At 59.2% G+C, this 21403-nt stretch carries 19 protein-coding genes and 2 pseudogenes; 10 read left to right on the forward strand and 11 right to left on the reverse strand.

Annotated elements, in window-relative coordinates:
- Nucleotides 1-77: 77 nt before the first annotated feature.
- The 5 genes from ccoP to AU465_RS04180 all read right to left on the reverse strand — a co-directional run bounded on the left by ccoP (nt 78) and on the right by AU465_RS04180 (nt 4864).
- On the reverse strand, nt 78-941 hold the full coding sequence (gene ccoP, locus AU465_RS04155) for a cytochrome-c oxidase, cbb3-type subunit III (RefSeq protein WP_192244303.1): 864 nt from the start codon (nt 939-941) through the stop codon (nt 78-80).
- A gap of 2 nt (nt 942-943) precedes the next feature.
- A complete protein-coding gene (locus tag AU465_RS04160; protein ID WP_095496049.1) occupies nt 944-1093 on the reverse strand; it encodes a cbb3-type cytochrome c oxidase subunit 3 in 150 nt (49 codons plus the stop codon).
- A gap of 11 nt (nt 1094-1104) precedes the next feature.
- On the reverse strand, nt 1105-1836 hold the full coding sequence (gene ccoO / locus AU465_RS04165; protein WP_192244304.1) for a cytochrome-c oxidase, cbb3-type subunit II: 732 nt from the start codon (nt 1834-1836) through the stop codon (nt 1105-1107).
- Entirely contained in the window at nt 1827-3458 is a 1632-nt protein-coding gene (ccoN, locus tag AU465_RS04170; RefSeq protein WP_192244305.1) for a cytochrome-c oxidase, cbb3-type subunit I, read from the reverse strand. Before ccoN ends, ccoO begins: the two co-directional genes overlap by 10 nt.
- A 665-nt stretch (nt 3459-4123) precedes the next feature.
- Nucleotides 4124-4864 (reverse strand): Crp/Fnr family transcriptional regulator, encoded by a 741-nt coding sequence (locus AU465_RS04180; protein ID WP_192244307.1) that lies wholly within the window; start codon nt 4862-4864, stop codon nt 4124-4126.
- Nucleotides 4865-5020: 156 nt separating this feature from the next.
- Here AU465_RS04180 and hemN point away from each other — a divergent pair, with 156 nt between their 5' ends.
- The 7 genes and pseudogenes from hemN to AU465_RS37650 all read left to right on the forward strand — a co-directional run bounded on the left by hemN (nt 5021) and on the right by AU465_RS37650 (nt 10602).
- Complete coding sequence (gene hemN, locus AU465_RS04185) at nt 5021-6370, forward strand: oxygen-independent coproporphyrinogen III oxidase (RefSeq protein ID WP_192244309.1); 1350 nt, start codon at nt 5021-5023, stop codon at nt 6368-6370.
- 141 nt (nt 6371-6511) lie between these two features.
- Nucleotides 6512-6984 (forward strand): annotated as a pseudogene (bioZ, locus tag AU465_RS04190) (3-oxopimeloyl-[acyl-carrier-protein] synthase BioZ); the annotation flags it as partial.
- A gap of 136 nt (nt 6985-7120) precedes the next feature.
- Nucleotides 7121-7444, forward strand: coding sequence for a hypothetical protein (locus tag AU465_RS04195; protein ID WP_192244311.1), 324 nt, complete (start codon nt 7121-7123; stop codon nt 7442-7444).
- A 57-nt stretch (nt 7445-7501) separates the two neighbouring features.
- Nucleotides 7502-7933, forward strand: coding sequence for a Y4lK-related protein (locus AU465_RS37370; RefSeq protein WP_312891189.1), 432 nt, complete (start codon nt 7502-7504; stop codon nt 7931-7933).
- A gap of 143 nt (nt 7934-8076) precedes the next feature.
- Nucleotides 8077-8262 (forward strand): annotated as a pseudogene (locus AU465_RS04205) (MFS transporter); the annotation flags it as partial.
- A 438-nt stretch (nt 8263-8700) separates the two neighbouring features.
- Nucleotides 8701-9852: a TlpA disulfide reductase family protein gene (locus AU465_RS04210; protein ID WP_192244312.1), complete on the forward strand. Its 1152-nt coding sequence runs from the start codon at nt 8701-8703 to the stop codon at nt 9850-9852.
- Between the two features lie 546 nt (nt 9853-10398).
- Nucleotides 10399-10602 (forward strand): hypothetical protein, encoded by a 204-nt coding sequence (locus AU465_RS37650; protein ID WP_376774814.1) that lies wholly within the window; start codon nt 10399-10401, stop codon nt 10600-10602.
- A gap of 269 nt (nt 10603-10871) precedes the next feature.
- On the opposite strand, the gene AU465_RS04220 is transcribed toward AU465_RS37650, so the two are convergent.
- From AU465_RS04220 to AU465_RS04230, 3 genes are all read right to left on the reverse strand, one after another.
- Complete coding sequence (locus AU465_RS04220) at nt 10872-11552, reverse strand: DsbA family protein (RefSeq protein ID WP_192244316.1); 681 nt, start codon at nt 11550-11552, stop codon at nt 10872-10874.
- 573 nt (nt 11553-12125) lie between these two features.
- Nucleotides 12126-12377 (reverse strand): hypothetical protein, encoded by a 252-nt coding sequence (locus tag AU465_RS04225; RefSeq protein WP_192244318.1) that lies wholly within the window; start codon nt 12375-12377, stop codon nt 12126-12128.
- A 1334-nt stretch (nt 12378-13711) separates the two neighbouring features.
- Nucleotides 13712-14827 (reverse strand): hypothetical protein, encoded by a 1116-nt coding sequence (locus AU465_RS04230; RefSeq protein ID WP_192244320.1) that lies wholly within the window; start codon nt 14825-14827, stop codon nt 13712-13714.
- Nucleotides 14828-15454: 627 nt separating this feature from the next.
- Between AU465_RS04230 and AU465_RS04235 the strand changes: the two genes are divergently transcribed.
- A complete protein-coding gene (locus tag AU465_RS04235) occupies nt 15455-16681 on the forward strand; it encodes an ATP-binding protein (RefSeq protein WP_192244322.1) in 1227 nt (408 codons plus the stop codon).
- Between the two features lie 356 nt (nt 16682-17037).
- Complete coding sequence (locus tag AU465_RS37655; protein WP_376774815.1) at nt 17038-17391, forward strand: GFA family protein; 354 nt, start codon at nt 17038-17040, stop codon at nt 17389-17391.
- 485 nt (nt 17392-17876) lie between these two features.
- Here AU465_RS37655 and queE read toward each other — a convergent pair whose 3' ends face one another.
- Genes queE through queC form a run of 3 tightly spaced genes read right to left on the reverse strand, consistent with a single transcriptional unit; the run spans nt 17877 to nt 19662 of the window.
- A complete protein-coding gene (gene queE, locus AU465_RS04245; protein WP_312891190.1) occupies nt 17877-18611 on the reverse strand; it encodes a 7-carboxy-7-deazaguanine synthase QueE in 735 nt (244 codons plus the stop codon).
- Complete coding sequence (gene queD / locus AU465_RS04250) at nt 18608-18964, reverse strand: 6-carboxytetrahydropterin synthase QueD (protein WP_192244326.1); 357 nt, start codon at nt 18962-18964, stop codon at nt 18608-18610. Before queD ends, queE begins: the two co-directional genes overlap by 4 nt.
- A complete protein-coding gene (gene queC / locus AU465_RS04255) occupies nt 18964-19662 on the reverse strand; it encodes a 7-cyano-7-deazaguanine synthase QueC (RefSeq protein WP_192244328.1) in 699 nt (232 codons plus the stop codon). Before queC ends, queD begins: the two co-directional genes overlap by 1 nt.
- 605 nt (nt 19663-20267) lie before the next feature.
- Between queC and AU465_RS04260 the strand changes: the two genes are divergently transcribed.
- A complete protein-coding gene (locus AU465_RS04260; RefSeq protein WP_192244396.1) occupies nt 20268-20657 on the forward strand; it encodes a hypothetical protein in 390 nt (129 codons plus the stop codon).
- Nucleotides 20658-21403 lie beyond the last annotated feature (746 nt).

Genomic DNA, 21403 nt, shown 5'->3' on the forward strand with positions numbered 1-21403 from the left:
TGCCGGAATGGTGTCGAGACCCGGCTCGCGCCGGGCCTCGTCGCTTGGCGGGGAGGGCCGAGAATAGGCTTCCGTTCCTATTCTCCGCCGCCAAGCGAATGGATGTAGACGGCGAGTTCCTTGACCTTGGTCTCGCCGAGACGCCCGATCCAGGCCGGCATGACGCCGTGCTTCGGCGCGCGAACCTGCGCGGCAATGGCCGTCTCGCCCGGTCCATAGAGCCAGATCGCGTCGGTCAGGTCGGGTGCGCCGAGTTCCTTGTTGCCTTTTGCATTCTCACCATGACAGGCGGCACAATTCTCGGCGAAAACATTGGCGCCGGGTTCGATCAGACTTGCGTCCCGGACCAAGCCGGACAGGCTGGCAACGTAGGTGCTGACCTGCGCGATCTGATCTGCCGTGATGATGTCACCAAAAGCCGGCATTTCCGACACGCGCGTATCCGGGTCGGATGCGAAGCGGATGCCGTGCGTGATCGTCTGCTGGATCTGTTCGGCCTTGCCGCCCCACAGCCAGTCGTCGTCATTGAGGTTTGGAAAGCCCTTGGACCCTTGCGCGCCGGAGCCATGGCACTGCACGCAATTGACCCTGAATGCCGCACCGCCGGCAGCGACAGCGAACTCGCGCAATGCGTCGTCGGCAGCAATCTCCGAGACGGTTTTCGATTCCACCGCCGCGACATATTTGGCCTTGGCGGCTTCGGCGGCTGCCAGTTCATTCTTGACATGGTTGCGGCTCGAATAGCCGAGCACACCTCTGGTCGCGGAAGTAAGCATTGGCCATGCCGGATAGGCGATGGTGTAGCCGATCGCCCAGACAATGGTGATGTAAAAGGTCGTGACCCACCAGCGCGGAAGTGGGTTGTTGAGCTCTCGGATGCCATCCCACTCATGGCCGGTCGTTGAGATGCCCGAGACCTCGTCGATCTGCTCGCTGCTCATGATCAATCGTCCTTGAGAGGAATTCGAGCGGCTTCGTCAGCTTGCCTGCGGCCGCCAGGGCGAAGCGCGAAGGCAACGCATCCGACGAAGAAGAGCGCCATGGCGAGCAGGCCCCAACTGTCGGCGAATTCCCGCATCAAATTGTAGTCCACGATCACACTCCTCAGCGGTAGCCGGCGGCTTCGTCGTAGGTCTTGAAATCGACCAACGTGCCGAGCATCTGCAGGTAAGCGACCAAGGCGTCCATCTCGGTGACCTGTTGGGGGTTGCCGTCGAAGTCGCCGACCTTGGCCTTCGGATAGCGGCCTTCCAGACCGGACGTGTCGGCATTGGGATCGGCCTGTGTCATCAGGTCGGCATTGGCGTTGGCGATCATGTCGTCGGTGTAGGGGACACCGACACGCCCGTTCGCGACCAGATGCGTCGAGAAATCCTTCACCTCGATCGGCGTGTCCTTCAGGAACGCATAGCTTGGCATGATCGATTCCGGCACCACCGAACGCGGATCGGCGAGGTGCTGCACATGCCACGCGTTGGAGTAGCGATCGCCGACGCGCGCGAGATCGGGGCCGGTTCGTTTCGAGCCCCACTGGAACGGGTGATCGTACATAGACTCCGCCGCCAGGCTGTAGTGACCGTAGCGCTCGACCTCGTCGCGGAACGGCCTGATCATCTGGCTGTGGCAGAGGTAGCAACCCTCACGCACATAGATGTTGCGCCCTGCAAGTTCGAGCGGCGAATAGGGCCGCATGCCTTCGACCTTCTCGATCGTATTGTCGAGATAGAAGAGCGGCGCGATCTCGACGATGCCGCCGACGGTCACCACAAGAAGGGAGCCAACGAGAAGAAGCGTGGCGTTTTTCTCGATGACGGCGTGTTTGTCGATCAAGCCCATTTTCTGGATCCTGATCGCGCACGCTGGAGGGCGGGGATGGAGCCCGGCATCGGATCCTCCTCGCGTTGGTAGCCAAAGATGGTCATGGCGATGTTCCAGGCCATGATAAGAGCGCCGGACAGATACATCGCGCCGCCGATGGCACGCATGATGTAGTAGGGATGCATGGCGGCGACGGTTTCGGCGAAGGAGTAGACCAGGAAGCCCTGCTCGTCGTACTCGCGCCACATCAGGCCTTGCATGATGCCGGAGACCCACATCACCGCCGCGTAGACGACGATACCGAGCGTCGCCAGCCAGAAGTGCCAGGTAACCAGCCGCAGCGAGTAGAGCCGGTCGCGGTTCCAGAGCTTCGGTACCATGTAGTAGATCGCGCCGAAGGAGATCATGCCGACCCAACCGAGCGCGCCGGAGTGCACGTGACCGATGGTCCAGTCTGTATAGTGCGACAGCGAGTTGACCGTCTTGATCGCCATCATCGGGCCTTCGAAGGTCGACATGCCGTAGAAGGCGATGGCCATCACCATCATGCGGATGATCGGATCGGTGCGCAGCTTGTCCCATGCGCCGGACAGCGTCATCACGCCGTTGATCATGCCGCCCCAGGAGGGCATCCAGAGCATAATCGAAAACACCATGCCGAGCGTCTGCGCCCAGTCGGGCAGAGCGGTGTAGTGGAGATGGTGCGGACCAGCCCAGATGTAGAGGAAGATCAGCGCCCAGAAGTGGATGATCGAAAGGCGGTAGGAATAAACTGGGCGGTTCGCCTGCTTGGGCACGAAATAATACATCATTCCGAGGAAGCCGGCGGTCAGGAAGAAGCCGACGGCATTATGGCCGTACCACCATTGCGTCAGGGCGTCCTGGGCGCCGGAGAATGCGGAGTAGCTCTTCGAGCCTAGCAGAGAGACGGGCATCGACAGGTTGTTGATCACATGCAGCATCGCGATGGTCACGATGAAGGACAGATAGAACCAGTTGGCGACGTAAATGTGCGGTTCTTTGCGCTTCAGGATGGTGCCGAGGAACAACAGGAGATAGGCGACCCAAACGATGGTCAGCCAGAGGTCCACATACCACTCGGGTTCGGCGTATTCGCGGCTCTCGGTGATGCCGAGCAGGTAGCCGGTCGCAGCCATGACGATGAAAAGCTGATAGCCCCAGAACACGAACCAGGCGAGATTGCCGCCGAACAACCGGGCACGGCACGTGCGCTGCACGACATACATGGATGTGCAAAGAAGTGCGTTGCCGCCAAAGGCGAAAACCACACCGGACGTATGAAGGGGACGCAAGCGGCCAAAATTGAACCAGGGCTGAATATTGAGGTCCGGATAGGCGAGCTGCAGAGCGATGAGCACGCCGACGAGCATGCCGACGACGCCCCAGAAGACAGTCGCGATCGCTCCGTAGCGGATTGGACCATCCATGTAAGCGGCGGGGTCGATCGGAACTACTGGCTTGAACTCCGTGTTGCGCAACAGGATCGCAGTGAAGCCCCCCAAGACGAAGAACAAAACCCACATATGCTGGCGAAAAGGTTCATCTACGCCGAAACCGGCAGCCACCAGGGCCGCAAAAGCAAACAGGCTTAGAAGGACGATCTCTGTGCCGAATTTCATCGCAAGTCCCGATCTCCAATTCCGGCGGACCCAAATCCGCAGCGCATTAATTGCGCAGCCGCCGCCTGCTCGCCCTGATCCATGTCAGGGCCACACGATTTTGCTTCGGGCAGATCGAGTTCGGTGCGATCAGAAGGTGGCGATTGAACGAGGAAACGCAGCACAGGCCGCCCGCTCATGGACAAGTCCGGCGTCCCAGGGCGGGGCCGGAGCGGAGGCGTTCCGGGCGATGTAATGAAGCGTCCAATCGGAAAAGCTGCGGCTCTGCGACGCGCTGGAAAGTATTGCCGATGCCTTGCCAAGCGTCGATCGCTTGAAATGCCTTGGCATAGCCCGCGCGATCGTTCGCTGCTTCGTGACTTCAACGGTTCGAGGAGACGGTCATTTTCCCCGTGGATGAGGCGCACTTGACCTCAGCCGAGGCCAATCTTGCCTCTACCCGCCGGTTGCGCGCCGAGCATGTCGAGGATCAATGCTTCGGCGACGAGGTGGCCGAAACGCTCGTGGCGATCGGTCATGGTGATCCGATAGAGCCTGCGGAAGTTGTCGGGTTCATGCTACGCGGCTTCTTCGAAGGCTTGCGGCGACACATCGCGTTCGAACGCGAGCAAGCGGATCGGAATAAGCGACGTAGGCCCGGCGCTTAGGTCTCATTCCAAGGGCGGTTACCGCGCGCCTCGGCCGCCGCAGCGCTGCTCCAGCCGGCTCATACTGTCCACGGTCACATGGCGGTTGTTCTCGATCCGGATCACGCGGTCAGCCCGCAATCGCGTCAGCTGGCGGCTCACGGTCTCGTTCGTAAGTCCAAGGAAATCAGAGATGTCGGCACGCGTCAGCGGCAGATCGAAGCACACCGACCTGGCCGCCGGGTCAACATTGGGGTCGATATTCCGGGCGATCATAAGGAGAAAGCTCGCCACCTTCTCTGGTGCGGTCTTGCGCCCCAGCGTCACCATCCATTCGCGTGCCTCGTCGAGCTCGTTCAGCGTCTGCTTGAGCAGGCGATGCTCAAGTTCCGGTGTTTCCTTCATCATCCGTTCGATGGCCGCTCTCGGAAACGAGCACAGCGTGACAGCGGTTGCCGCTTCCGCATTGATCGCGCTTTTCACCTTGAAGGGCCGTCCCAGAAAATCAGGTGCGAACTGGAGGCCCACGATCTGCTGGCGGCCGTCCGAAAGGCTCTTCGTCAGCTTCACCACGCCTGAAAGCACGTTTGAATAGCTCTCGACGGCCTCGGCGTCACCTATCAGTTCGACCCCCGGCTCGATCTTGTGCCGCGACGAAGTCTTGGCGAGCCGCGCCAAATGGTCTGGATCGAGCGCACCGCAGACGCCACGGTGCCGTGCCTCGCAAGGTAGGCAAAGAACGGGAATGCCGGAACTGTGAATATCCTGCCGTACTGTCATTCGATCGCTCTACCGATCCCAAGTGCCGGCAGGATAGCAATCGACGGTAGAAAAATCCTTGCGGCAGTTTGTCCGTGCTGGAGGCTGACCGAAATCAGGGCTTTGGCTGTTCGACGCGTCCAGAGTTCCGGCGACGCAAACACGGTGGACCACGACATGCGACCGGAATTAGCTGCCAGACTTGGCGAGAACGTCCCCCGCTACACCAGCTACCCGACCGCGCCGCATTTCCATCCGGGCGTCGACGCGGCTGTCCAGAAAGGCTGGTTGGAGGCGCTCGAAGGCGGTGACGAGATATCGCTTTACCTGCATATTCCTTATTGCGACAGGCTCTGCTGGTTCTGTGCGTGCCATACCAAGCAGACGCGCCACTATGAGCCGGTGACCGCTTATCTGGGCTCGCTACGCGCGGAGATCGCCAAGGTTGCCGCCCTTATCAGCGGGAAGGTCTTCGTCTGCGCAATCCACTTCGGCGGCGGCTCGCCGACAATGCTGAAGCCTGAGGATATGGTGGCTCTAGGCGCGTTCTTGCGGGACAGCTTCGATTTTGTTCCGAATACGAAAATCAGCATCGAGATCGATCCGAACGATATGGACGAAGCACGCCTTGATGCGCTTGCCGAAATCGGCATGACGCGGGCGAGCCTCGGCGTGCAGGATTTCGATCCGAAAGTGCAAAAGGCGATCAACCGCGAACAAAGCTTTTTGCAGACCAAGGCAGTCGTCGACGGAGTTCGTTCCCGCGGCGTCGAGTCCGTCAATCTGGATCTGCTCTACGGCCTGCCGCATCAAACCAGGGAGAGCCTGTGTTCCACCGTAGCGCAGACGCTGACCCTGGAACCGGACAGGATGGCGCTGTTCGGCTACGCTCACGTGCCCTGGTTCAAGAAACATCAGACGATGATCGACGAGGCATGGCTCCCCGGTCCCACGGAGCGGTTCGCGCAATCGCAACTCGCCGCGCGGGCGATTTTGGACAAGGGATATGAAGCAATAGGCCTCGACCATTTCGCCAAGCCGGGCGATGCGCTGGCGGTGGCGGCCTGCACAGGGGCCCTGCATCGCAACTTCCAAGGCTACACAGAGGATCGCTGCGAGACGCTGATCGGTGTCGGTCCTTCGTCCATCAGCCGGTTTCGCCAGGGCTACCTGCAGAACAATCCTTCGACCGCTGAGTACGGACGTATGGTCGCCAATGGCGGTCTGGCCGCCGTCCGCGGCATCGCCTTTTCTGACGACGATCGCGTCCGTGGCTGGATCATCGAGCGGCTGATGTGCGATTTCGCCTTCTCGGCGATCGACCTGGTGGAGAGCTTCGGGGAAGCCGGCCGAAAGCTCCTTATTCAGGCAAGCTCAATCGCTCTTCGGGATCCTGCTCGACTGCTTGAACTCCAAGGCGACAGTTTCGTCGTGCTGGCGGAAAGCCGTCCCTTCGTGAGGAGCATTGCGGCGAAGTTCGACAAATATCTCGAGAGTGGAACGGCCAGGCACTCGGTGGCAGTCTGAGCACCGCAGAGGAACGGTCCCGGTTTTCAGTCGATCGTGAACCGATGCGCTACGTTTTCATCGGCTACCGTCGCATTGCGGACCAGATACGAAGGTCTTGGGCCATAGGCGTCCGGTCGTGCCTTCCGGCGTCGTCCACCCCTCGGCCCGTGCGAGGAGCCGGATCGGGGCATTCTCGGCGCTTCGGTGGATTCCGACGGCTCGCGGTATGAGCTGATCCAGATTCCCGCCGGAGGAAGCATGCAATCTTGACCTCGACCAAACCCGCATGACGATCGTCGACGGCCGCGAAGTGTTCGCCAAGGCCGTGGAGATGATGACTGCCTGCTCGCAGGACGCGCTCGCCGCGGCCGGGATGCGGTCGCGGGATATCGATCGGTTCGTTCCGCACAAGGCTAACGCCCGAATTTTCGATGCCGTGGGGAGGAACCTCGGCATTGCCGATCACGCGATCGTCAAGACGATCGCCGAATACGGCAACTCTTCCGCCGCGACGATCCCTCTCTCGCTGTCGCCGGCCCACTAGACGGAGCCGTTTCGGCCGGGCGGAGAAAATTCTTCTGGCGGCAGCAGGCGCGGGTCTGAGCGGCGGTGCACTCGTCGTTGGAATCTAGCGGCGGCAACCGGCTGCGTAGAGTTGACCTTGTATGATGGGAAGGGCGCAGGCATTCGCGCGTAGACAGCGAGAATCGCTAAGCTTAGAGAACCCCAGGGTGGGGTGGCCCGAGACATAAGATATGGGAGGCGTCAATGGTCAGCCTAAGCCGGGCTCAGCTCTATGATTTGGTCTGGGCCAAGCCGATGACACAGATCGCCCGTGAACTCGGAGTTCGCGATCAGCATATCGCGCGGGCTTGCGATGTCTACAACATTGCACGGCCGCGAAACGGTCACTGGCAAAAGATTGAGCACGGCAAAGCAGTCCAAACGAAAGCGCTTAGCACCGACAGGTTCGGGGCAGATGAGATTGTCGTCATCGGCCAAGCTCCCGGTGAACACCTGCCGGAGTCAAAGCTGCTGGGGGTACCCCACGCAGATCAACTTGGCGGATCGACAGACGCACGCTCAGGCTGATGTGCCAACTTAAGGCTCAGCTCCAGCCTCTTCGCCGTCGATTGAGGGCAGGCTATGATGACAGGCAACAAGCGACTGATGAAGGCGAGCGATATCCCCGCCTTCGTTGTGACGCTGATCAAGGCTTGCTGCGATATCTGTGCTGTCGGCGATACTCGCTATGTGCTTGGCGACGTCGAAGAAACGCTGGCGGCGCACGATGAGCTGGAGTGCATAGGCGAAGCGTTTGAAGACCGCGATTCTTTGATACGAGAGAGCGTTGCCTACCTGCGTTCCATCGGTCGGTACCTCGATCCCGGTTCGCCGCCGACGCATTGGTCCGAAAACGAAAAATGGCACACTAGGGAACACGGGGGTGGGTTCATCCTCGGGACAAAACCGCGCCTGCCCCGCCAACGCGCGGACCGATCGACAATAGCGGTCACGGCGCTTTCCGGCTTGTCCCAACATGGCGAATTGGACATGCAGCCAGTGAGCCGGCCGTGTTAACTTCGCCGTGTTGCCGGGATCGAGTCAAAGATGCCGGAATGCGGCCGATTACCAGGCAAGTTCCGCAACTACCTCCAATTGGGAATTGCTCGTTGCACCCAGTAACCGTGACCAGGTGAATGCTTGGTCGAAGGCATCAAGCCATGCAGTGCGAAAATTCTAATCCGCCCGTTTCAACAACGCTCGCGCCATTTCGAAACAAGGTGTTTCGCTCGATCTGGACGGCCACGCAAATATCCAGTCTTGGTTGGCTTGTGCAAACGGTTGCCATCAGTTGGCTGATGGCAACCATTCTAGCGTCCGATCTGATGGTCGCGCTCGTGCAGGCCGACAACTCTCAATAACCAAGTTTGTCGCTGGGTCGTGCGTCTCACGGCGGCGCGGCCCACCGAACGGTTCCCGGGGTCATGTAGACACCGCGCCACGCGCCGCGCCGGTGGCGCGCAGGTATAGTCCTCGGGCTGGCCGGCATGGAGGCGCATATCCGCCCCGGTGGGGTCGATGTCGCTTATCTAGTCGACGACCACCTCAGCCGCGTCGTCCGCAAGCAAAAATGTCAGGTTCATTACAACCGCCATCCGGCACTGTGGGAGGTTTTTCCAAGCAATCAGGCGCTTACTGTGCGCTGAGCGCGCTGGCACGGCTTTTGCACTCTTGATGGTGACTGCACGCAATGGGGCAAGACGAGCAATGCTCTCTCCCCCGAACCCGTGTGCCGTCTCTGAGCGGGAACAAGCTCGCGCAGAAAGCAAGCTTTGGAGATCAACATGGTGGCATTGCGGATCGGGTCCCCGGCTCCTTCGATCAAAGTCGAGAACTGGCTGCGTGGCGAGCCCCTCACCAGCTTTCAGACCGGCAAAGTGTACATCGTCGAATTTTGGGCAACTTGGTGCGGTCCATGTGTGGACGGGATGCCCCATCTGATGCAGCTGCAGGAGAAATACAAGGAGAGCGGAGTTGAGATCGTTGGAGTCGCGGCTTCTGAAGACGCTCCAACGGCCCACGAGGCCCGAAGCAAGTTGGACGCGTGGTTGACCGAAAAGTTCTCGAATCTGAACTATCGGATCGCGTTCGACTCCACAGGCGAAATGGACAAGCTTTGGATGGAGCCCAGCTTTTCTTTCGCGATTCCGACCTCGTTCGTGGTCGACCGGGACGGCCACATCGCCTTTATCGGTCATCCGATGCAACTCGATGAGGTTTTGCCGAAAGTGCTTAACGGCAGCTGGCGCGCCAGCGATAAAGCAAAATCCGCCGATACGGAGCGGATCGCGGAAGGCGAAGCCATAGCGCGCGAACAAGCGCTGAAGAAGCCGATCAATGACAGATATTGGGCGGCGGTGGAGAAAAAGGATTGGAAGACGGCGCTCTCGGCGATCGAAGAGGGCATCGCCTTGTTGCCGGACAAGCTCGGTTTCCGCCGGTCTCATGTGAATCTGTTGCTTCACAAAATGCGCGACATGCAAGCCGGCTTGCCCGTCATGCGCCAATTCGTTCGCGACGCGATTAACAGAAACTCTGAGAATTGGATGGTTGCGGCGCTAGACGAACTCTTCTTTCCGAACTTTGACCATTCGCACTTTCCGTCTGCTGAGCGCTTAGCGATGGGAAAACAGCTGTCCGAACACATCCTGGCACTGAATCCCCCGGAAAGCGACCAATGTAAGCTCCTGCCTTATCCGTTGGCAGCCCTGTACTATCACGAGAGCGGCAACAAAGATCGGGCGATCGAGCTGATCGAGCTGGCACTGAAGTCGCAGGGCGGTCCGGAGCTTATCCGGGACGAAGATGAACAGCACGAAATATCGCATTTGCTGCAGTTCCTGGCCTACTTCAAGGGTGAGAAGGTTTGTTACGGCACTCTATGTGCGGCTCCAAACAATGGCCGATTCGACAGCTGGTATACCGTTTGCGGCTGACCGCCAGGTTTTATGTGAGGGGCAGAATTGGCCGGGCGGACAGCTTTTGATGCGAACGGCGCAAACCGCGCCCGGCTTGTGAAATCGCCTGGCCCGATCTTTTGGGCCTATGTCCGAGGGACGGCGGCCTGCTACGATATGCGCCTTCGGCTAGGCAGGCTATGAGCTGAGCTACGGGTTTGCCCGCTTCGAACCGTTCGCCAGTCTGGCGCAGGGTGCCTCTCGGACCTCCACCACCCTGAGGCTTCATGCCGGTAGCGAATTCGATCTTGGCGGCATGGCCATCAACGCACAAGGGATGGCTTGGCTGGCGGCGTGCCTTTGGCGATGTGGTGCCGCGCCCACGCATGCCTTCGCCGACGGTCCAACGGGGAAGGCCTGTCGCACAATCGATACAGGACTTCAATGCCGGAACACCGGCGCCATCCTCAACAACTCCATAAATGAGGTGTCGGGCTCACAGCTTGGCAGCTTGGTCCAGGCAATTCCGGCCGCCGTCATCCCAATGAGGTGACCTCGACCAGAGCCTCGGCCTTGAATGGCATGATGGAGGTGCATGGGATGGCGGCCAACGTCATTTTCGTCAATCCGAACGGATTTCTTGCGACCGCTGTGGCTTTATCAACACGCCAAGGGCCACGCTGTCGACAGGCGGCGCGAGCTTGGCGCCGGCGGCGTCCACGTCAACCTGTACGATCACCCAGGGGGCGAACGCCCATGACGATCATCGTCGCGCTGGCCGCGATCTGAAGCACGCGTCCGGCGCGCTTCGTGCCTATCCCTTTGGCCGGCTGAATAGATCCCGAGCTGTGCGATCGCGTTCGGCCAGGTTGAAGAAAGCGCGCTGAATGCGGGACTGCCACGCTACCGATAGAACGGCGTGGTCCGCCGACTACGGCGTTGCCGGCCACGTAAGAGTGTTGGTCCGGCGCGAGAGGCAGCACGCATGGCCAGAGAACGCGCATTGCACCGGCCGCCACCACTGTCAAAATGCCGAAGTTGGTGATCCGGCAGGGTTATCAACGCTTAGCTTTTTCCCGCTCTTTGGCGATTAAGCGTTTCAGCGTGGGAACCTCGGGCACCTTTGCAATCACTTCGTCGCCGAGCACCAACGCCGGCGTGCCGGTGATGTACAGCTCGGTGGCGAGCGCGCGATTGCGCTCGAGGGCGTTTGGGATGGCCGGATCATCCATGTCCCGCTTGAGCTGCTCAACATCGAGGCCCACCTGTCGTGCGATAGTCAAGATGGAGAATCCGCTGAGCCGGCCGCGAGCAGCCATAAGGGCGTGATGGAACGGCTCATATTTTCCCTGTTTGCGGGAGGCGAGCGCCGCCACTGCGGCGAATTTTGAGCCCGGTCCCTTGCCCGGATACTCTTTGTAGACAACCTTCAGATTGGGATCGTCCTTGAGGGCTTGCTGGATGATAAGGTCTGCCGTCCGGCAGTCTGGGCAGTTGTAGTCAAAAAACACCACCAGAGGGACGTCGCCATTCGGGTTGCCAGCAGTTGGCGCAGCGGGGTCGTTGAGGAGTGCGTCGCGCCGCTCCGGAATGAGCTTCCGCCAATCCGCGGCAAGCCGACGATGGTTTTCGAGCTGGCGCAGGTAGTCTGTGGCAACTGGATGATATCGCGCCGCCAGCCCAGAAAGAAGCAGGGCTAGGACTAAAAGAGCGACAAGGCTGGCTCTTTGTTCAGGCATGGCTCAGGCTCCAATCAACAGTGAACGGCGGGGCAGCAACGGCTGGCTTTGATGTGAAGGGGTCATCGCTCTATTGTCTTGCCCCGCCGTTCCCGGACTACGGGAGGTAAAGGGGGCTCGTGCTATCCGAAGGGGTGCAAGCTGGCGGTTGCGGTATGACGGCGGCGCCCAATCAGCCGAACCATCCGTGAGCGGCGCTGTGTGCGCGCGAACCGCCCAGCCGTATCGCCGTTCGCCGAGCGGCTTCAGGCGGCCGAGTGCGATGGCTGAGCATGACTGCAGCACAAACCTGCACGTAAAGCTGCTGATACGAGGGCTTGCGGGGCGCGGGACTCGCGCTGCGGTTTGCGGGATCACAATATTCAACATACTTGTCTCCTGACCGGATCGAGGTGGATTCCTCCCTCCCGCGCATCTCCCGTCGCTGCGCTCCGGTCGAACGTTGCACCACCAGGGTCGTCGCAAGCTCCGTGCCAATTGCTGGCGAATCCGTGCACACGCAACTTAACCTACGGCGGAAGCAGCCGCGTCGCAGGAACTGGGGCGGAATCCCCGCCGCCCTGCCCAGTCCGCTCATTCAGCGGTTGGCGGCGCAAACTGCGACTGGACCTTGGCCCACTGATCGGCCGTGCGGAGGCCGCCGTGATTGGAGTAGCATTCGACCGGGAATTTCATCCAGCGCGGCAGCCAGGTCCCGAGTTTCTGGCGACCGTTCTCGCCCGACAGGAAGTCGCGGACGACGGTCTTCTGCGTCTTGACCTTCTCGGCGAAATTGCCGTCCGCGCGACACGCTCGACTGCAACGTTGGCCAGCATGCGTCCGCAAGTTCCTTGTCGCGCAGGAGATCGAAGAAGACATCGTCCGGCTGCCACAATGCGCCCATGCCGACATTCAGATGGTTACCGACCGCCTGGACCACGGCGCATCCGGCCTCCAGCGTCTCGCCATGACGATGGTGAGCGCGCGCACCACATCGTCGTCGGAGAGCTCCAAAGGCGGGCGAAGATAGGCGCCGTGTCATAGTCCCGCCATTGCCGCCGGCCTCGCGCCCTCCTCATCCGGCGCCCCCGAACAAGGCCAAACCTCGCGCCGTTTTTCGGCTCGAGCTCCCGGGTCAAGTTTGAACGTCTCGTTCACGACGATCTGGCGTGCGGCGACTTTAACGGCGTGGGGCCTAGCATCGGATGCGTCAGACGACGTCATGCGGCGTGTCGCAGGCGCTCTCATGGTCTTGGCCCTTCGGGACCGTGCCGATGGCCATGCCTTCTGGCGGCGCGAAGCGCGTGATCCCGTGTCCAAAGGCTGACAGCGGCAGACAAGATGTCAGGTTCACTACAACCGACATCTGGGCACTGTGGAGGTTTTCAAGGCAAATGGCGCTTACTGGGCGCTGAGGTGTTGGCACGGCCTTTGCAAATTGAGAGGTGGCAACACGGATCGAGGGTGACTGCACGCAAATCCGCAAGAGAAGCGATGCGTTCCTCCCCTGAACCCGTGTGCCCCCTCTAAGAGGGAAACAAGAGCATAAAGTCGCGCAAGCCTTAGCAGCAGCGTTGGGGAGCAACATGGAATTGCAGATGAACTGGACGGCACCTTCAATCAGTCGACAACTGGCTGCGTGGCGAGCCCCTCACGAACTTCCAGCCGAGCAAAGTGCTCATTGTCTGGCAGCGGCCAAACGATGCCCGCTGCGACCCGTATAGTCCGGCGCGCCACAAATGACGGAAGTCGACCGGCCGCGTTGCGACAATAGCCCCAAGTTGCGCTCCTGGCGCGCGAACGCTGGGCTTGCCGCCGCACCGCTCGGATCAGCTGCGCCGGATGCGAGCCGTCGACGCCAGCTCTGCGGTTTTCGAAAAGAATCAACGGGTCGATCCCTCAAAGCCACCGTCGGCTGACTTGAGTCCAAGCGCGGTGCCACGTTAGACCGCGATCTCGAAGGTCAATTGCTTGACCGCGTCAGCCAAGCGGGCGTCCAATATCGTGGATGGAGTTCGCGGCGGATCGTTCGAAGCGGTTGCGTCTAACCACGCTGCCCCAGTGCCGCGCTCAAGCCTGAACAGGCTGGCATTATGTGTTTCATCTTTCCTCGCCCTTGGCTGATTGGAGTGGGTCAGCTCACGCGAAGGTCATAAGTTCCGGGTCGGATGGGAAATCGGTCAGGCAAGGCTGAACACGCCCGAAAATACCGGAAGCTTATGACGCTTGATCAGGACGTGGAAACGAGCGTGAGCGTCAAGCAGTTCGTCCAGATCGAAACAGAAGGGGATAGCCAGTTGCTTTGTCACGAACGGAGTGAACACAGTTGGCGCGGGCACGACGGCAAGCTCGGCAAGAGCTTTCAGCCCCGCGATCGTACTATCGGATGGTTCTATTCCCGTCAGGAGGCAACTGCCGGCACGGAAAGGACCGAAAACGTCGACCGCATCAGCGAAAATAGGCAAATAGTCGCTGAAGACATACGTGCCTTTGAAGCCGCGGATATATTTTCGTCGCACCTCGGCGCCGACTATCTCGACTCCGGTATTAAACCGTGTGACGCCTGCTTCCCGAAGTTGAGTAAGATATTCTATCCGTCGTACTCGGTCGTTCCTGACGCTCGGAGGAACCACCTGGGATAAATAAATGTCGTGTGCGTAGCCTGCTTCACGCAGTCGTCGTGCGAGTGCCGAGTGCCGTTCCAGTTCTGTTGCTTCGTCCTTGATGCTCCCTGTGCAGAGCCAGACAATGTCATACAGACTGTTGAAGTTATGACCGTTACGCTCAATATAGGAGAGGCACTCTTGGAAGTTGGATTGGTAGTCTGTGCTACCCCCGCCTTGTATGGCCATTACCTCCCATTCGTTCTCCTTAAAGCAATAATCACAAGAATAGCAGCAATAAACATGATGATCAAAAACGAAGCTGCGAGCGCCATTTTTGCGTGTCATGCCGAAATTGTACATACCGGTCGGCGCTCTGTCTGGGTCAATAAATTGACGGCAGGGTACGTGCTCGGTCACACCATTGATTGTCGCGATCAGCGCCTCGCCGTCGAACATGAAGGGCGAATCGGAGTTCACTCTCGCGGTGATTTTCTTTCGGAATACTCCGTTGGACAATTCAATCTCGATGCGGGGGATCACTTGCCCCAAGATCGGGAACCGGATTTCTGTCGTGAGAAGCTGGACCCCATCGCGAAGTACGCCGAGGCGCATAACCTCCTCAATGCGAAGGTTATGCTTGTTTTCCAGCGCAATGCCAAATCGGGTCAATCGCTTGCTTTGAACACTCATGGTCCTCTCCCAATCCATCCTATCGACCAAAGACGCGCGGCACCGCCCTCCCCTGAAAAATGGATCGGCAGATCCCTGAGTCCGATAAAAACAGTTGCTTTGCGGACTTTCCCTGGGGTCGGGAACCGGTGCTTCGGTCGATCGGCTAAATCTCTCCCATTCGCGCAGGACACCGCAAGAACTGTGCCAGCTGCAGGAGGCGCCGGGGATCGCGATACGAGATACTGTTTAATGGTAGCGTCGCGCCAACCTTTGAGTGGGCGCAGGGGTTGTCGGTCGCGGACCTGCATGCGGTGATGGAGCTCTCGCGCCAGGTCACCAATGGTCTTGTGATTTGTGCCGTAGCGTTTGGCCCGCGTCCTCAGGCCGTCTTGACCATGCTGTTGGTGCCCCACGTCCGAAGTTGGGTATCCGAATGAACCACACCGTCGACGTCCCGCATATGTCTTGTGGCCGTATCCGAGCATCCAAAAGTGCGCCCTCAGGTAGCAACCGCGACCAGTGACCCTGTCACTCCGCTTTACGGTTGAGTGCCTTTCAAATGGTCTCGTCTTGACTTTCAAATAGTCACGTTGATAATTTCTATCAGTCACCACTGTAATTTCAATCGGTCAGGAGATCAGAAGGATGGCTGATTACCCCCGCTTCGTTGAGAAACGCATCAAGGATGCGCTTTCAGACACTCGTGTCGTCTTGGTTGCTGGCCCTCGCCAATCCGGGAAAACGACCCTTGTGAGAAGGATGGCGGGCGTTGACGTCGCGTATCTTACTTTGGACAACGCGACTACGCTTGAGGCGGCGCAACAGGACCCCGTCGGATTCGTAAGGGGCATTGACCGAGCAGTAATCGACGAAATCCAGCGTGCTCCAGAACTTCTGCTCGCGATCAAGGAAAGCGTGGATGCCGATCAGCGTGCGGGACGCTTTCTTCTTACGGGTTCCGCCAATTTGATGACGCTTCCCCGTGTCGCGGATTCGCTCGCTGGACGTATGGAGATCGTTCGGTTGCTGCCTCTGGCACAGAGCGAAATTCATGAAAATAAACCGAGCTTTCTCGAAAACCTGTTTCAAAACAAAATAGCCGCAGTTAAAAATCTAGTCCTCGGCGGAGATCTCGTCGGCGCTGTTCTTGCAGGAGGCTACCCAGAGGCGTTACGGCGCCCATCATGGTCACGGCGGCAGGACTGGTATGCGGACTACATAGCGGCGATCGTCCAGCGGGACGTTCGCGACATAGCTCAGATTGATCAAATCAGCCAAATGCCCAGGCTCCTCCGCGTGCTTGCCGAACATTCTGGGCAGCTAGTGAACTATTCTGCCATCGGCAACTCGCTCGCAATGAATCACGTCACGACACGGAAATATGTGGACATCTTCGAAAGCCTTTTTCTGGTTCGAACCTTGCAACCTTGGTTCAGCAACAAACTCAAGCGGCTTACGAAAACTCCGAAAATCCACTTCCTGGATTCCGGCCTCCTCGCCGCGCTCCGGGATTTATCGCCTGATCACATCAGGAGTGACCGCGGAAAGTTCGGAGCATTGCTGGAAACTTTCGTATTCGCCGAAATTCTCAAGCTTGCAAGTTGGGCTGACGACCGTTTCGAGTTCTCTCAATCCCGGGACAAGCAGCAGAACGAGGTCGATATCGTCATAGAGGACAGGAGAGGTCGAGTGACAGGGATTGAGATAAAGGCAGCAGCCACAGTTACAAGCTCAGATTTCAAGGGATTGAGAATGCTGGCAGAAGCATGCGGAGATCGTTTTGTCTCTGGAGTGGTGCTGTACGACCACGATAAGATTGTCCCATTCGGAGAGCGCCTCCATGCGGCACCGCTTTCGGTACTTTGGGGGTAGAGCAGGTACGGTGCCGGGTGGCTGTTGCTACAGAATTCCGGAAGATCGCGAATGGGCTTATGACGAAGCTATACGCGCGGGTGTCGACCACGAGTACGCGAAGCGGCTCCTCGATCCGATCTACCCGTCAGAGCCAGAGGTCTACTCCGAGCGCAAGCCGCGGACCGTTCTGGAGAAGCAGCGGACGGCATTCGTCTTCGACGCGTATTGAAACGTCCCCAGCCGCCTTGACCTGTTCCCCCTATTTGCGCCGGCGGGAAAACTGACCGAGACTCATCCGCCATTCGGTAGCAACAGCCACCAAGGACCGCCTTCGACGCTGGGCTATCGCAATTGCGATGGTGAAATCCGATCAGATGCATTTCTATGTGCGCCTGCAACGGAGAGAGGCCGATGATGAGAACAACCAAAGGAAGCTGTCTGTGCGGAGGCATTGCCTACGAGGTACATGGCGACTTGCGATCGTCGCCTGCCACTGCAATCAGTGCCTGAAAGCATCTGGTCATTACGTTGCAGCGACTCAGGCTGAACTCAAGGATGTCGTCATCAAAGGCCACACGCTGAAATGGTTTCAGTCCTCTGAAACGGCCAAGCTAGGCTTTTGCTCGAACTGCGGCAGCAACCTGTTTTGGCATGGTTTCGGAAGCCATTTGGGCCGGCACCATCGACGGCCCAACCAAACTAAGGATGGAGAGCCAGTTGTACCCTGAATCGGCTGGCGACTACTATGATCTCCCCGATATTCCCGTAGTGGAACAATCGTCCCTCAGAGAATGAACATATGGTCATGCTGTCAGGGCTAGACTAGGACCGCAGTTCGCGATGCGGCGGTCGGTCAGGTCTGGTGGCGCCTTTCTCGAGATGACAACCAAGACCCATGCGCAGCTCGAAAGCGTACGACACGAATCCCCAAAGACACGGCCTTTGGTAAAATATCGATGGACTGCCTGGTCGTCACGAATCGAAGAGATCTTACAAGCGCCTCTGTCGTCGTGACGCTCCCATGCGCAATCTGGCCATCGCGCATCCCTGAATTCTGACCGCAAGGATGCCCCATCAAAATCGGATCAAAATCGGCTGGCCACGCTCTTGGTGCCGGTACCAGAAGTCCGCAAGTACCCCGGCAGCGCCGTCAATGTGGGCCGACCCGGCCGAAGATCCGCAGACGCAGTTCCAGTGCAACGAAAGACGCAGGCTAGACGGCCCTCTTGTTGCCCCAGAGCAGAACGTGCAACTGCGGCAGCACGCGGGCTTCGAACCACCTGTCGCGGGTTACCTTTTCAACCAGCCACTCCATGCGTTTCATTATTCCATCCAGATCGACAGACGCGTCTTCGTTGCCAGCACGGGGCGGCGTGTGATTGCCGGGTTGCAGGTAGACCGGAAGGTGCGGAAATCGCTCCGCGGCGCCTTTCGCGTAGGCGTAGTCGCTCTCGTCGAAAACAACGAGCTTGAGCACGATTTGCGGCTTTTCCTGCGCCGCATCGACACACGCCTCGAGAGCGGCCCAATTGGTCCTCATTTCGCTTGAGGGCGGCTTTGGGCTGAGAATCAGCACGTCAAGGTCGGCAAACCAGTCCCTGACCACGGAACCTTGGGTTTCCAGCGCAAAACGGTAACCTTCACCATGGCCTCGCTCGATGAGCGGACCGAGCGGCTGGATGGCCGGATTGCCGCCTGACAGCGACACCATCACCGGGCGGCCGCCGGAAAGCGCAACCACGTTTTGCCACACCGCGCTTATGGACATCATCTCCCATTCATGGCGGAATTCATTGTCCACCGCATGCAGGCTGTCGCACCAGGAACAGCGATAGTCACACCCGCCGGTTCTGATGAAGACCGTCGGCAAACCGATGAGCACGCCCTCGCCCTGGATCGTTGGCCCGAAAATCTCGCTGACGCGAATTGCGAGATGCGTATCGGTCACGGGCGGTACTCCGCCCAGGTTTTCGGTGTTTCGCTCACCCGCACGGCCGAGGTTTCGGGTAGGCGTGCCTTGCACCATTCATAAAAATGTCTGGCCAGATATTCCGCCGTGACTTGCTCTTGTCCCAGCACGTCGTTGAGATGTCGATGGTCGAAGCTCTCGTCAATATAGCGTTTGAACGGCGCTAAATCATGATAGTCGCGCACGAAGCCATGCTCGTTCAGTTCCTTCGCCGAAAGATCCACTTCAACGATGTAGTTATGCCCGTGCAGGCGCGCACACTGGTGGTCGGGCGGCAAGGACGTGAGCTGATGCGAGGCCGAGAAATGGAATTCCTTGGTGATGCGGAACATTACGCGCTTCTCCTCCGCAGCGCGTGGAGCCAGAAGTTGGAGTCCTCGTAATCGGTGGGGTCCGGGTGCCCAGAGAGATGAAACGCCTCGCGCCGCTCGACGCAGGTCCCGCACCTCCCGCAGTGACGCTCGGCGCCCTTGTAGCAGGACCAAGTCTGTGCAAATGGCGTGCCGTATGTTGCTCCATCCCTAACAATGTCCGCCTTCGTGAGATTCACATAAGGCGCATAAAGGCGAATCTTCGCGTAGCCGTCGAGCGCGTGGTCTTGCATCATCTGGAAAGCGTCGATGAAGGCCGGACGGCAGTCGGGATAAATGAAATGATCCCCACCATGCACGGCAGTCGCCACCGCTTCGACCTTGTGCGCGGCGGCAAGCCCGAAGGCGGTGGCCAACATGATGGCGTTCCGGTTCGGCACCACCGTCACCTTCATCGTGTCTTCGGCGTAGTGCCCGTCCGGCACATCCACACTGTCTGTCAGCGCGGAGCCGGAAAGGCCGCGACCGATTTCGCGGATGTCGATGATGCGATGCGGGACGTTCAGACGCTCAGCGCAAAGGGCGGCGAAGCCCAATTCCTTCCGGTGCCGTTGGCCGTAATCGAAAGATAGGAGGCCGGCGAGCTCGTACTGCGCTGCCACCTTGTGAGCAAGAGTAACGGAGTCCAATCCGCCGGAGCAGACGACGAGTGTCTTCATCATTGGGTCCTTGTTTTAACCGGGTAGGCTGCGACCGGAGATTTCTCTGCGCTCCCAGTACTTCAGGAAATCCATTTTGTGAAGTGAACGGGGGACGAGTTTGATGCGCTGACGCGCCGCTGTGTGCAAGGCGCCCTGAGGCGGTGAGCCTGCAAGGAACACGGACTAGCGAAACGGCACGCTTCAGTGGATGTTCAAAGGCGAGCCTACCAGAATATGCTCTGAAGGAGGTCCGGATCTTCGGAAAACAAGGTTCTCGACGCTTCGATCAAGCGCCCGGCGGCCCCTAGCTTCGACGACGCCACCGCGAAGTTTTAACAAGACGGCCCGAGAATGGGCTTGCCGCAAAGAACGGACTTACCAGGTGGGATACGCCGAAATGCAGATGTCTGGAATGATCACGACATCAATTGTCGCGGCAACTTGGCTGGCCGGCTCTTCGGGTTCCGTTGATCCCGCGCATTCCGCTTCAGGATCGGTTCGAACCGGAGCACGCACCGGTCAATGGCCGACCGGCAAACCCTAAATGACCGGTCGTGACCGACATCTGTGAACAAGCCGTGTGCGTCGGTTGCAATCACCCCTGTGTTGCGCGCAGTTACCTTATGGCAGTGGATGAACTGGATTTGATGGTTTTCCAGATGGCGATCGAAAGCGTCCGCTCGCTCTCCTTAAGCTTCGCTGAAAAAGCCGCGGAGATAGCCACCAGGAGCCGCGGTATCCTGCTTTTCGACGTGCGGGTCGACGGCGACGCGGAGGTCCAGCGGGTCGCAGCCATCCGATATCAGGGCGACCAGACCGGCGTGCTTGCGTTGGACAGACAGGGCCTTGTTACCCACCATTGCATCGTCAATGGTAGCTTCTCACATTTCATTGCGCCATTGGAGAACTGGAACAGCATGCCTCTGTCGATGCAGGCCAAGATCGATGCCAACGGCCATGCCAGTCTCTTCCTAGGGGCCTTGCGAAATGCCGGACATATGCTGGGCAGCTAGAATTTGGCTACAATCATTTGTGGATTTTTGCATGCGGGATCGCAGCCGGCATTGCTGGCACGATTGTCGTAAACGGCTTCGGCGATCGCGGCAAAGCAATGGCCGCGATGGCGATCAAAGCGTAGGCCTTGCACCGATGCTCGATCGTGTAGAGGCGAGGTCTGCGCCTAGCATTGAGAAACATGCACGGAGATTGCGCAAAGCGCAAATGCATCAGGTATTTGATGGCACGAGCCCCCCTCATGCAAATGGAGCCCGCCGCGGCCGCTGTCGTCCGATCGTGCCGCCGAACTCGAGGGCGCCGATCGACCACGCTGGAGGAAGCGCAAGGCCTCGCGCTAAGGCAGAGGCGCAAGCGAAGGCCGAACACTGGCTGGCTGCTCGGGATCTGATCGATGCGTGTCGGACAAGGAGGCGTTGGATTGCAGCCCTACCTCGACGTTCCCAGAAGCGCGCCGGCAGCCTGGGCGGGGGGCTTGGGGTTAGACTGCCGGCGCACGCCACTCACGAAGAGCGGCCCCTTTTCGCGGTTCCGACACCCATAGTCAACCCAGTAGCGTCTGGGGCCCGTTGTGCTCTTGTCAGAGCGGCGCGCGATGCCGCCATGTCGGCCGATCCTGCTCAACGTAGGTGGGCCGCTCTCGTCGGCCAACTTGATGCTCCAGCCAGTATCGCCTTGCCGACCAGCATGAGTTCGCCGTTAGCAATCCTTCGTCGCGAGCCGATGCTATCGTGCACGTGTCGCA

Origin of the sequence: Mesorhizobium silamurunense, assembly GCF_014843905.1 — a bacterium.
Lineage (GTDB): Bacteria > Pseudomonadota > Alphaproteobacteria > Rhizobiales > Rhizobiaceae > Mesorhizobium > Mesorhizobium silamurunense.

What these genes read in the sequence shown, in the direction of transcription:
- AU465_RS04195 (WP_192244311.1), top strand. Translation starts at nt 7,121, where the DNA reads ATGGTCAGCCTAAGCCGGGCTCAGCTCTATGATTTGGTCTGGGCCAAG.
- hemN (WP_192244309.1), top strand. Translation starts at nt 5,021, where the DNA reads ATGCGACCGGAATTAGCTGCCAGACTTGGCGAGAACGTCCCCCGCTAC.
- AU465_RS37655 (WP_376774815.1), top strand. Translation starts at nt 17,038, where the DNA reads ATGCATTTCTATGTGCGCCTGCAACGGAGAGAGGCCGATGATGAGAAC.
- ccoP (WP_192244303.1), bottom strand. Translation starts at nt 941, where the DNA reads ATGAGCAGCGAGCAGATCGACGAGGTCTCGGGCATCTCAACGACCGGC.
- ccoN (WP_192244305.1), bottom strand. Translation starts at nt 3,458, where the DNA reads ATGAAATTCGGCACAGAGATCGTCCTTCTAAGCCTGTTTGCTTTTGCG.
- queD (WP_192244326.1), bottom strand. Translation starts at nt 18,964, where the DNA reads ATGTTCCGCATCACCAAGGAATTCCATTTCTCGGCCTCGCATCAGCTC.
- AU465_RS04180 (WP_192244307.1), bottom strand. Translation starts at nt 4,864, where the DNA reads ATGACAGTACGGCAGGATATTCACAGTTCCGGCATTCCCGTTCTTTGC.
- ccoO (WP_192244304.1), bottom strand. Translation starts at nt 1,836, where the DNA reads ATGGGCTTGATCGACAAACACGCCGTCATCGAGAAAAACGCCACGCTT.
- queC (WP_192244328.1), bottom strand. Translation starts at nt 19,662, where the DNA reads ATGAAGACACTCGTCGTCTGCTCCGGCGGATTGGACTCCGTTACTCTT.
- AU465_RS04220 (WP_192244316.1), bottom strand. Translation starts at nt 11,552, where the DNA reads ATGCCTGAACAAAGAGCCAGCCTTGTCGCTCTTTTAGTCCTAGCCCTG.
- AU465_RS04210 (WP_192244312.1), top strand. Translation starts at nt 8,701, where the DNA reads ATGGTGGCATTGCGGATCGGGTCCCCGGCTCCTTCGATCAAAGTCGAG.
- AU465_RS37370 (WP_312891189.1), top strand. Translation starts at nt 7,502, where the DNA reads ATGACAGGCAACAAGCGACTGATGAAGGCGAGCGATATCCCCGCCTTC.
- AU465_RS04230 (WP_192244320.1), bottom strand. Translation starts at nt 14,827, where the DNA reads ATGAGTGTTCAAAGCAAGCGATTGACCCGATTTGGCATTGCGCTGGAA.
- AU465_RS04260 (WP_192244396.1), top strand. Translation starts at nt 20,268, where the DNA reads ATGGCAGTGGATGAACTGGATTTGATGGTTTTCCAGATGGCGATCGAA.
- AU465_RS04235 (WP_192244322.1), top strand. Translation starts at nt 15,455, where the DNA reads ATGGCTGATTACCCCCGCTTCGTTGAGAAACGCATCAAGGATGCGCTT.
- AU465_RS37650 (WP_376774814.1), top strand. Translation starts at nt 10,399, where the DNA reads ATGGAGGTGCATGGGATGGCGGCCAACGTCATTTTCGTCAATCCGAAC.